The sequence below is a fragment of the Kordiimonas sp. genome, assembly GCF_048260245.1.
Classification (GTDB): domain Bacteria; phylum Pseudomonadota; class Alphaproteobacteria; order Sphingomonadales; family Kordiimonadaceae; genus Kordiimonas.
The window spans coordinates 34,235-44,906 of record NZ_JBLXGZ010000033.1 but is presented as its reverse complement, the minus strand read 5'-3'; the positions used below and the strand labels follow the sequence as shown (position 1 = coordinate 44,906).

11 protein-coding genes and 1 pseudogene are annotated in these 10,672 nt (G+C 55.2%); 7 read left to right on the top strand and 5 right to left on the bottom strand.

Annotated features, from left to right (window positions below; translation table 11 throughout):
* From ACN0VM_RS14645 to ACN0VM_RS14635, 3 genes and pseudogenes are all read left to right on the top strand, one after another.
* A pseudogene (locus ACN0VM_RS14645) lies at positions 1-976 on the top strand (hypothetical protein); the annotation flags it as partial.
* Entirely contained in the window at positions 976-1,530 is a 555-nt protein-coding gene (locus ACN0VM_RS14640) for a phosphoribosyltransferase (RefSeq protein WP_417451641.1), read from the top strand. The pseudogene ACN0VM_RS14645 and the gene ACN0VM_RS14640, both read left to right, overlap by 1 nt.
* 15 nt (positions 1,531-1,545) lie before the next feature.
* Complete coding sequence (locus ACN0VM_RS14635) at positions 1,546-2,022, top strand: response regulator (RefSeq protein WP_417451640.1); 477 nt, start codon at positions 1,546-1,548, stop codon at positions 2,020-2,022.
* Here ACN0VM_RS14635 and lysA read toward each other — a convergent pair.
* Genes lysA through argH form a run of 3 tightly spaced genes read right to left on the bottom strand, consistent with a single transcriptional unit; the run spans position 1,971 to position 4,800 of the window.
* Positions 1,971-3,242: a diaminopimelate decarboxylase gene (gene lysA / locus ACN0VM_RS14630; RefSeq protein ID WP_417451639.1), complete on the bottom strand. Its 1,272-nt coding sequence runs from the start codon at positions 3,240-3,242 to the stop codon at positions 1,971-1,973. The genes ACN0VM_RS14635 and lysA overlap by 52 nt on opposite strands.
* Before the next feature lie 11 nt (positions 3,243-3,253).
* Positions 3,254-3,379, bottom strand: a complete 126-nt coding sequence (locus tag ACN0VM_RS14625; RefSeq protein ID WP_417451638.1) for a hypothetical protein — start codon at positions 3,377-3,379, stop codon at positions 3,254-3,256.
* Positions 3,376-4,800: an argininosuccinate lyase gene (gene argH / locus ACN0VM_RS14620; protein ID WP_417451637.1), complete on the bottom strand. Its 1,425-nt coding sequence runs from the start codon at positions 4,798-4,800 to the stop codon at positions 3,376-3,378. The genes ACN0VM_RS14625 and argH overlap by 4 nt, the downstream gene beginning before the upstream one ends.
* A gap of 82 nt (positions 4,801-4,882) precedes the next feature.
* Between argH and ACN0VM_RS14615 the strand changes: the two genes are divergently transcribed.
* Positions 4,883-5,464, top strand: coding sequence for a TlpA disulfide reductase family protein (locus ACN0VM_RS14615; RefSeq protein WP_417451636.1), 582 nt, complete (start codon positions 4,883-4,885; stop codon positions 5,462-5,464).
* Between the two features lie 92 nt (positions 5,465-5,556).
* A complete protein-coding gene (locus ACN0VM_RS14610; RefSeq protein WP_417451635.1) occupies positions 5,557-6,138 on the top strand; it encodes a redoxin domain-containing protein in 582 nt (193 codons plus the stop codon).
* Between the two features lie 15 nt (positions 6,139-6,153).
* On the opposite strand, the gene ACN0VM_RS14605 is transcribed toward ACN0VM_RS14610, so the two are convergent.
* The gene (locus ACN0VM_RS14605; protein ID WP_417451634.1) at positions 6,154-6,831 is read right to left on the bottom strand and encodes a glutathione S-transferase family protein; all 678 of its coding nucleotides are present in this window, start codon (positions 6,829-6,831) and stop codon (positions 6,154-6,156) included.
* Between the two features lie 304 nt (positions 6,832-7,135).
* Between ACN0VM_RS14605 and ACN0VM_RS14600 the strand changes: the two genes are divergently transcribed.
* Complete coding sequence (locus ACN0VM_RS14600; RefSeq protein WP_417451633.1) at positions 7,136-7,864, top strand: FAD:protein FMN transferase; 729 nt, start codon at positions 7,136-7,138, stop codon at positions 7,862-7,864.
* Positions 7,865-7,952: 88 nt separating this feature from the next.
* On the opposite strand, the gene ACN0VM_RS14595 is transcribed toward ACN0VM_RS14600, so the two are convergent.
* Positions 7,953-8,567, bottom strand: a complete 615-nt coding sequence (locus ACN0VM_RS14595; protein WP_417451632.1) for a hypothetical protein — start codon at positions 8,565-8,567, stop codon at positions 7,953-7,955.
* Positions 8,568-8,695: 128 nt separating this feature from the next.
* Between ACN0VM_RS14595 and ACN0VM_RS14590 the strand changes: the two genes are divergently transcribed.
* Entirely contained in the window at positions 8,696-10,642 is a 1,947-nt protein-coding gene (locus ACN0VM_RS14590; RefSeq protein ID WP_417451631.1) for a tetratricopeptide repeat protein, read from the top strand.
* The last annotated feature ends 30 nt before the right edge of the window (positions 10,643-10,672 follow it).

Here is a 10,672-nt window from a genome sequence, read left to right as displayed (position 1 = left end):
CCTGAGTAAGGCCCCGGCAGTGACACCCCCCCGGGCAGCACCGATCTCACCTGGGCTTGCTGGTGCGCCGGACGCAGACATGGACGCGGGACTTGCCGCGAGAGCAGCTGCGGTTCGCCGCTCCGTCCGGGGTGAGGTTGAGGGCGACGTGCCTGCGCCGGCACCAATGGACGAAGATATATATGACGATGACGGTGATATGCGGTCAGATATATCCTCTACCCGGGAGCCTGAAGGCGCAAGTGATGATTTTGGTATCGCGAAAGCGCTAGGCAAGTCTTTCGGTAACGATTTCGATATCGACGATGATGATGATGAGAATGAGCCCCGATCTGGTGATGGGCTGAGTTCTGATGCTGTTGATGACGAGTACGATGACGATGACTTTCTGGCCCGCCGCCGGTCGGAACAACGCCGACAGGCACAACGTGAAGCTTCTGCGCGCAAACGGAAGTTCATAACTTTCGGTTGGGCACTATTGGTCATCTTCTGGCTTTGTGTGCTGTACCTGCTCGTGTTCAAGAAAGAGGAAGTTGTGCACAACATGCCCGGCATGTCCGGGTTTTATGAGCTTTTTGACGGTGTGGAAGATATTGAGCGTTTCCAGCCCGAGGAAGGGGAGCCGCTTTCACAGCCGCTTGGCGAGGTTGAGGTGTATGTCACCGCCAAGTTACATAATGACCGTACGCGGGTCGAGGATGTGGACGGTCGCAATACACTGATGGTTCGTGGTTTTGTGCAGAATATGAGCATGCAGAGCTCGGCGACGGTGCCGAAGGTCAAGGTCGATGTGCTGGACAAGGACGGCCGTATTCTCCAGAGCTGGGTTGCTGACCCTCCCGGGCGTATATTACGTCGACAAGGAATGCTCAATTTTGAGACCAGTCTATATCCCATCCCTAGTGGCGCGAGTAATGTTGCCGTCAAGGTTATCGAAGGTAGCCGTTCCGACGCTGAAGCGCGGACCATCGAATAATGGAGCGGTTTTTCGACTGGAACAAGGCGGGCGATGCGCATCACGGCATTGAGCCCGTGTTTACGGCCGAAGAAATTGTCGCCAAAGTTGATGATCTCGCTGTACGCCTGACACGCTGGTTTGATACCGAACCGGTAGCCCAGGTGGTGATGAATGGTGCAATGATGTTCGCCGCCGACCTTAGTCGGGCCATGTCCGCGCGCGGTTGCGTGATGGAAATGGACTTCATTCGCCTTAAAAAAGACAGGAAGTCCGGCTCAGTTAATTTGCGTTCGGCGTCAGATCTGCCGGTTGAGGGTCGTGATGTTTTGGTGATCGATGATATCTTTGAACACGGCAAAACACTCAACTTTGCCCGGAAATATTTTCTCGATCAGGGGGCAGATAGTGTAACAAGTGTCGTATTGCTTGACAAAAGCCAGCGACAGTTAACTAATATTAACCCTGATTTCGTGGGTTTTGAGTGCCCGGATATATTTGTTATCGGCTATGGCATGGATGTTGCTTACCGATACAGGGAGTTGCCGTTTATCGGCAAAATGGGCCGCGCATGATGCGCAGGTCTCAACATGCGGGAGTACCGCCCTGTGGCACGGGTGCTGGTGGTAGAGGATGAGGAAGCAGTACGCGATTATGTTTGTCGGGTATTAACTCTTCATGGCCACACGGTTCTTGTCGCGCATGATGGAGCTCATGCCGTTGAGCAGATGAACGAACATCATTTCGACCTTCTTGTCAGCGATATTGTAATGCCGATGATGGACGGTATCTCGCTTGCTCTTAAAGTGCGGGCTACTCGGCCTCATGTTCCCATCGTTCTCATGACCGGTTATGCCAATGAGCAACAGCGTGCCCATAACCTATCGTTGCTGATCGAAGGCCTTCTCTCGAAACCTTTTACGATGGACCAACTGCTGGCTGTTGTGAACAAGGCCCTTGCAGGGGCCCGCCATCGTGCCATGGAGGAGGAAGAGAGTGCCAGTGACACAACTGTTCAGTCCTCTTCCAGCCAGGACGGCACGCTGTCGAGCGAGAGCAAATCCTGAAGCGTTTGCCGCTTGCGGATCACCTCAAATCTGTCCCGGTTCACCAGCACTTCCGGCACCAGCGGCCGCGAGTTATAGGTCGACGCCATCACGGCGCCGTATGCGCCCGCTGACTTGATTGCGACAAGATCACCACTTTTAAGGGGAGGTGTTTTACGGGCCTTGGCAAAAACATCGCTGCTTTCACAAACCGGGCCGACAAAATCAGCGGTGACGGTTTCTGCGCCTGCTGGTTCGATGACTGGCACAATCCCGTGATAGGCATCATACATTGCCGGGCGGGCAAGGTCGTTCATGGCTGCGTCAATTATGTAGAAGGTGCGGTTCTTGCCCTGTTTTTCATACAGCGTGCGTGTGAGCAACAGGCCCGCGTTACCCGCAATCAACCGGCCGGGTTCAAGGATGATGTCACAGTCCATATCGCCCATGACGTCGAGGATCATCTGGCCATAGGCACTGGGAGCAGGCGGCGTTTCGGCGTCCGGGTCATACGGGATGCCAAGGCCGCCGCCAAGATCGACATGTTTGATGTCGTGGCCGCGTTCGCGCAGATCGCGTACAAGGCCCAGTACGCGTTCGAATGCTTCGCGGAAGGGTTCAAGTTTTGTGAGTTGCGAGCCGATATGCAGGTTCACTGCAACGGCCTTAACATAGGGTAGTTCTTTTATCCGGGCGTAAACCGCATCGGCTTTCTGCCAGGCGATGCCGAACTTGTTTTCCGATTTACCGGTGGAGATTTTGGCATGGGTCATCGCATCGACATCCGGGTTGACCCGAATGGACACTGGCGCGACTTTACCCATGCGACCGGCCACAATGTTGAGTGTTTCAAGCTCGGCTTCGCTTTCGACGCTGAACTGTTTGATGCCAACCTCAAGCGCAGCTTCCATTTCTTCTTCGGTTTTGCCGACACCGGAGAAAACGATCCGCTCACCCGGGATGCCCGCTCGCGTAGCGCGCATAAGCTCCCCAAGGCTGACAACATCGGCGCCGGCACCTTCGCGCGCAAGTGTGGTCAATACCGCCTGATTACTGTTGGCCTTGACGGCAAAACATATCAGCGGGTTTACGGTGGCAAACGCTTCGCGGAATACGCGGAAGTGACGCTGTAGCGTGGCGGTGGAATACACGTATACAGGCGTACCCACCTGCGCCGCAATATCTGTGAGAGCAACATCTTCGGCCATAAGCTGACCGTCTCTATACAGGAAATGATCCATGACGCGGCTGCCTAGTTGTTGCTGTTGTTGTAGCTTGGCGGAGGCTTTACATCGCCTTTTTTTCCGCACGCTGAAACGGTTAGCGCGGTTGTTGCGATGAGGCCGAAAAGCAGAGTGGATTTCAAGAGCTTGCTCATTTTAACGTCTCCCGTGCGGCTTTGACTGCGGCTTTTACATTCTCGGGCGCGGTGCCACCAAAAGAGGTGCGGCTGTTGACTGAGGCGTCCACGCTGAGCACAGAATAAATATCTTCGGTGATGCGCGGTTCAATGGCCTGCATGGCATCAAGCGGCAGGTCTTTAAGGTCCACGCCGCGTGTTTCGGCTTCCTTGACCACTGAGCCGGTGACATGGTGGGCATCCCGGAAAGGCAGGCCGAGCACCCGCACGAGCCAGTCAGCCAGGTCCGTCGCGGTGGAGAAGCCCAGCCCGGCGGCCTTGGCCATCTCGTCGGTGCGGGGTTTAAGGTCTTCGATCATGCCGGTCATGGCGGCGATACACAGCACAAAGTCATCCACGGCCTGAAACACCGGTTCCTTGTCTTCCTGCATGTCCTTCGAGTAGGCCAGCGGCAGGCCCTTCATCACCATCATCAGGCCATTGAGCGAGCCGGTGATGCGGCCAACCTTGGCGCGGACAAGCTCGGCCGCGTCAGGGTTGCGCTTTTGCGGCATGATCGACGAACCGGTTGAAAACCCGTCAGACAGTTCAAGGAACTTGAACGCCGAAGTGGCCCAAAGCACAATCTCATCCGCGAGGCGCGACAGGTGTATGGATGCGATCGATAGTACCGAGAGGAACTCAAGCGCAAAGTCCCGCGCGGACACAGCATCAAGTGAATTGGCCATTGGCCGGTCAAAACCAAGGGCCTTGGCTGTCATGTGCCGGTCGATTGGGAAACTGGTTCCCGCCAGCGCAGCAGCACCAAGCGGGCTTTCGTTCACCCGTGTGCGGCAGTCAGCCAGGCGTGAGCGGTCGCGCGCAAACATTTCATGGTATGCCATCAGGTGATGGCCAAGGGTGACAGGCTGCGCGGTCTGCAAATGCGTGAACCCGGGCATCACCGACGCGGCGTGTTTGTTGGCCTGGTCCAGCAGAGCCGACAGCAGGTTCGCCATGCCCTCATCAAGCGCGTCACACTGCGCGCGCACCCAAAGGCGGAAGTCGGTAGCAACTTGATCATTGCGTGAGCGGCCAGTGTGCAGGCGTGCGCCGGCGTCACCAACCAGTTCGCGCAAGCGGCTTTCCACATGCATGTGGATATCTTCCAGTGCGGGGTCAAACACCATCTCGCCAGCCTCGATCTCGGCCTTGACCTGATCAAGCCCTTCGTGGATCGCTTTCACATCTTCGGCGGAGATAATACCCTGTGCGCCCAGCATGGCAGCGTGTGCCTTGGAACCCGCAATGTCTTCACTGTAAAGGCGCTTGTCAAAACCGATGGAGGCGTTGATTTCCTGCATGATGGCCGATGGCCCACCACCGAAGCGGCCGCCCCACATGGATTGGCCCTTGCCGTCCGCCCCATGGGTGTTGTGCTTGTCGTTTTTGTGATCCATGCCTGTATTGCCTTTCGTACCAACACCACTATGCTTGCCGCCGCAACCAATCAACGATCCCCAACGATACCGGAGTATCAGGATGCCAAAGAAGGTTCTTCTCATTGCCCTCGTGACCGTCGCCCTACTAGGCGTTGCAGCTTATCGGGTGTTTATACCGGTCACAACGCCAGATGCACCGATAAATTCTTATCTGAAAGGTGAAATGGCAAAGTTGACCTTGCCTGAAGCGCCGATGGATCTGCCGGATCATGAGATTACCTTTGAAGACGGTAGCAAGGCGCCGCTTTCCAGTCTCAAGGGCAAGGCTATGCTGGTTAACGTTTGGGCAAGCTGGTGCGCGCCCTGCCGGGCCGAGATGAAAGAACTGGCGAACCTGCAAAAAGAGCTGGGAGACGAAGACTTTGAAGTGGTCGCGATCACCGTGGACCGCGGCGGTATTCCGCAGGCGCGGGATACGCTTGAGGAGTGGGACGTTGAAGGTCTCGCGCTTTATGCTGAGCCTACCATGAAAATCGCCTTTGACCTGGCGGACGGAAAATTGCCAACAAGCTATATCATTGGCCGTGACGGTATGGTGAAGGCGCTGTTCCTCGGCCCGCTCAAGTGGGATGAGCCGGAAGCCATCGCGTTTTTCACCGCGCTCAAACAAGGCAAGATTTAAAGCCTGCCGCCAGCAGATTCGATTCTGCTGACATAATTGCTGCGCCGGTTCGTGGTATGCTTCGGCAACAATAAACGAATTGAGGATAGATCATGCAGCGTATCACAGTGGCCCTTATCAGCGTGTTGCTTACCTCGCTTGCCGTGCAGGCGGGTGACATTCGGTCCTATCTTGTTGGCGATCTTGAAAGCTTGACTGTTAAATCCGAGCCTGTGCAGGTGGCGGACATGAAGGTGGAAGCGGCCTATACCGGCACACGAAAGAATATCCTGCGCCTTGGCGGCAAAGCGGGCAAGGCTTTGGTCGTCACCTTCTATAATCGTAACTGCCTCGCGTGCCGTGGTCATATGCGTAGCCTTGAAGCCATGCAGCGCACCCTTGGCGAAAACACCGTGGAGGTAATCGCCCTGCATGTTGGCGCCGGGGGCATTCGCGAAGCCGAACGCACGCTTGAGAGGTGGGGCCTTAAGGACATCACAGCCTATGCGCCGCACCAGCAAAGCATTATCCGTGATCTGGGCATGGACCCCGATTTCCAGCGTGATGGCACTGGCCCCATGACCGTGATTGTCGGCCCCGACGGGCTTGTGCGCGCCACAAGCTACCGCCTGCGCGAATGGCAGGCGCCGGAAACGCTAGCCTTTTTCAAGGCGTTGACGAAAGGCGAGTTTTAACCCTCAGGGCACGGGTTAGCCCAGCCGGGTGGCGTCTGCCGGGATTTCGTCCATCGGGACGGCAGCCGTCTCTGTCGCTGCGTCCTTGTACCAAGCATCAACCAGCGGGTGGTTTCGAACGGCATCCATATAAGCGCGGCAAGCTGTGTTTACTTCAATATCATACGTTAAAAGCCGCGCAGCAACAGGTGCGAACATCATATCGGCTGCACCGAAGTCACCAAAGAGGAACGCGCCGCCTGAGCCAAACTTTTCGCGCGCCGCCGTCCAGCGCTGTTGTACCTTCTCCACATCGGCTTTCACGGCATCGCTCAGTTCAAGCCCTGACCACGCGCCGCGCAGGTTCATGGGGGCGTGAGCTCTCAGTCCCATATAGCCTGAATGCATTTCCGCTGTGATGCTGCGGGCGAAACCGTATGCCGTCAGGTCTTTGGGCCACCAGAAATGCTCGGGCGTGAGGCGTGCGCAATAGTCGATAATCGCCAGCGAATCCCAAATTACCGCATCACCGTGGTGCAGCGCGGGCACGGTGCGGCTGGGTGACAGTCCGCCGATTCGCTTCTGAAACTCGGGGGTGTCGAGGGGAAGTAATACTTCTTCGAACACAAGGCCGGTATGCGCAACGGCGAGCCAGCCCCGCAGGGACCAGCTTGAATAGGTTTTGTTGCCAATAATAATTTTAAGTGCAGGCATGGTGTGACGATCCTTGTTGATATTGGCTGGATAGTCTCATCGTATTTATCATGCGAGTGGGTGGCACACGACCGAATGATTCTAACTCGGACGCCAAATTTTCATTAAAGTGGCATTCTTTATTGCAATTAAGAATGATTATTAATAAAAGAATAATAGAGCAAAAACCTGCCTGTTCGATGCATTCGCGCTCAGGCCTACGGAGGGGAACCGCATGTCCTGCTGTCATAAAGTCACCCGGTCGAAGCCGATCATGGGAGACGTTTTGTCTCTCACTACCCTCGGTTTGCACGGAGTCTGCGCTATGCGCGCGATGAGAATAGCGTTTATGCAAGTGGAGCGGTTGGCTGCGAGCATTGATACCGGATATGCAGAAAGTGAGCTGATGCGCTTGTGTGCGAGCGCACCAGGCACGCCCATCGCGACTTCCAAACCGCTGTGGTACATGCTGCGTTTGGCGCAGGAAGTGGCATACCGGTCAGACGGTGTGTTCGATGTCGCGAGTACAGGCACGGGCGGCGCGGCTGACTGGATGGACATTGACCTGTCGACGACAGGTTTCGTGACGCTCCGTCGACCATTAATGATGGACCTTGGTGGTATCCGGATGGGTTTTGCTGTGGATATGGCCGTAAAGGCCTTGCAGGAAGCAGGGGTGCGCCGCGGCATTGTTGACCTTGGGGGACACATCCGTGCTTTTGGTGCGCAGGAATGGCGGGTGCATTTTCAGCTGGATCATGGCGCGGATAGCCCGGGCTTGCCGGTTATGTTGAACAGTGGCGCGCTGTCGGGTTTCGGCGGCCCGCTTGGTGGCGGCGCTTTTTTTGACACCAATATGCATATCGTACGTGATAGCTGTGAATGGGGTGAGATGAGCATGATCGTGCGTGCTCCCACGGCGGCGGCGGCTGATGCCCTGACGGTTGTGGCAGCGATGATGCCAGGCGCTGCTGCCAAGGTTCTTTCTGCATTTGGCGGTAACGGCATCGTCTTGACGCGGCAAGGGGCCCATGCGCTTGAGTATGCATCCTGACCATACAGCCTGGCCTATGAAAGGTTTGGATGCTTATAAAAAAACCCGGCGCAGGCCGGGTTTTTATTCAGTGGTCTTTAATTGCTTTCTAAGCTGCTAAGGCCTTTTTGCGCAATTTGCGCTGGCGCCGGGCCATAAAGACCACAGCAGGCAGAAGTAGCAACGCGCCAGCGGGCTCAGGCACGGCCGCTGGGTTTACGATCAGCGCTATGCCAGAGAAATGCGTATCAGCGTTCGGGTCCGTATTGAACGGGGTCGGCTGGAAGGCACCAGTGTTCCCACCCGGCAGCGCAAACGTTGAGGACGAAGGAGACAGCGTTACATTCAGGCTGAGGAAGTAGGTTCCCGCCGAAGTTATAAGATCACCGACACCGCCTGTTGTCATATTGGTGGTGACATTTTCAAGATAACCCAGAAGGCTGAAACCCGCGTCAAAAACACTCCAGGTGAAGTCGAACGGACTCAAATCGGTTACGCCGTTACACAGTGAAACAGTAGGGCCTGACACGCCTGTGGCGGGATTGAAGTCAAATACTGAACCACATCCGTCGAGAGCAACGGTATCGCCGAGTGCGACCGGAGCATAGACCCCGGTATCAGCCAATAGTTCGCCATATATCGTGGCCGCAGAAGCTGTGTTGCTAAGGCCAAGTCCGGCGGCAAGGGTGAAGCCAGCGGCGAGGAACTTTTTAAAACCTGTCATTTATAAATATCCCATGACAATATAAAATTTTCTCCTTATAGCTAAAAAATATAAGAAATTCTATTAAAAATGTACCAGATACAAAAAAGCCGTGTTTTTTGGTGGTTTCGAGATTAGGCAGCATAAAAATGTTCCGGAAATATAGTATTGTATTGGCTCTGCTACTGGCCGCTTGTGGGGACGCGAATGAGGCAGGGCTCGATTCGGGCGAGCTGGCGTTATTTGACAAAGCGGCACTTGAACAGCTGATCCATGACGGGCAGATCGGTCGGGCTGTTGATATAATCAGGGCTAAAGAACAGGCAAACATTGCGAAAACTGAGGATTATCTGGTCCTGGCCGATATCTACCTGGCCGATCTGAACGGTGTTGCAGCTCAGGTTGCGGTCGAAAAGGCCCGCAGCAGTGGCGCACTGGCGTCCCAGACAGCACTGCCTATGGGGTCTGCCTATATGCTGCAGCGCAAGTTGCAGGATGCGAAGGACGAACTGCGCAACGTCAAGATTTCCGGCCCGGACGGTTTTGAAGCGGTTCTACTGCAAGCTGACATTGCGGTACAGGAAGGCGACATCGCCCTTGCTCGGAAATTCTACGGCATCTGCGAAAACATGCAGCCGCAAAACTATCGCGTTGATCTTGGTCTGGCACTGCTGGAATTGGGAGAAGGCGACCTTGATGCCGCGGAAGCCGCTGCGATAACTGCCCAATCTAAAGATGCTACCGCCCCGATGCCCGGATATATTCTGGGATCGATTGCGCGTATGCGCGGCGAACCGGAAAAGGCCATCACCTTACTTCAGGGGGCCTTGGACCTGCGTCCGCGTCACATCCATGCACTGCTTGAGCTTACAGCCGCGTATCTGGATATTGGGGACGTTATGAAAGCCGAAGCGGTGCTTGATAACGCGGTGACCCTCGCAGGCAGCTATCCACTGACCCAGTTTTATATCGCCTTTATTCAGGCTGAGAAAGGTGAACTGCTGGACGCGCAGGAAATTCTGCTAAGGTCGGGCGAAGTGTTCAGCCTGTATCCTGCAGCTTCCCGCCTTTATGGTCTTGTCACGTTTCGGCTTGGCAAATATTCAATCGCCGCCAAATTCCTTCAACAGTATCTGTCTAAAAACCCTGCTGATCGGGAGGTGAGGCTTGCTCTTGCGGAGAGCCTGATCCGTAGCGGTTTTCCTGACCGTTCCCTTGAGGTGCTGGATCCGCTAATGGCGGATAAAGATATTGCTGTTGATGCACAAGCGGCGGCTGGTGCGGCGAATATTGCGCTTGGCAACAGTGAGGCGGCTAGCGAAAATTATCGAAAGGCGATTGAACTTGCCTCGCAGTCCGACGAGGCGAATGCCGCAAATACAAGTCAGATCAAGGGCAGTTTGATTGCGGCGCAGGCAATCGCGCAGTATGAAGCGGGTAATATCGGTCCGGCGATAGAGACGATGAGCAGCTTGGAGAGCATGGGGTTGATCTCGGTTGAGCAATTGACCTCGATCGCCAATATGCAGCTTGAGAGCGCGCAGTATGAAGATGCGCTGGCAACTGCGGGCAAGTTGCTTGAAATGGACGGTGAAAATGCTGTCGCCCACAATATTCGGGGTGCGGTCTATTACCGCATGAACAAAGCCGGACAGGCGATCGATTCGCTGAATGTCGCACTCAAGTTGAAGCCTGACTATCAATCAGCAATGAAGAACCGGGCCTATGCTTATAGCGCGATGGGCGACTATCGGTCGGCAAAAGCTGACCTTAAAGCGCTTGCGGCGAAAGTTGAGAACGATGGTCAGTTGTACGCAAAACTGGGGCACACTCATTTGATGCTGTCCGAATTTTCCGAAGCCAAAACCGCGCTGCAGGCAGCGCCCAAGCTTTTGCCGCAGTCGGCGGTGGTTGCTGCGAACTATGGCTATGCGCTGGCGCAACTGGGGGCGTTTGATGAGGCTATCGCTGCGACGGAAGTGGCTGTTGGTCTGGCCACCTTTGACGATAATTTCCAGAAAGAACTGAAAAGCACGGTTGCCGAGTTTAAAGAAGCCAGGGATGCTAAAGAGAAAGCTGCCAAACAGGAGCAGTAACAGTATCGTTCCAAAATAGTGTATAAAAAG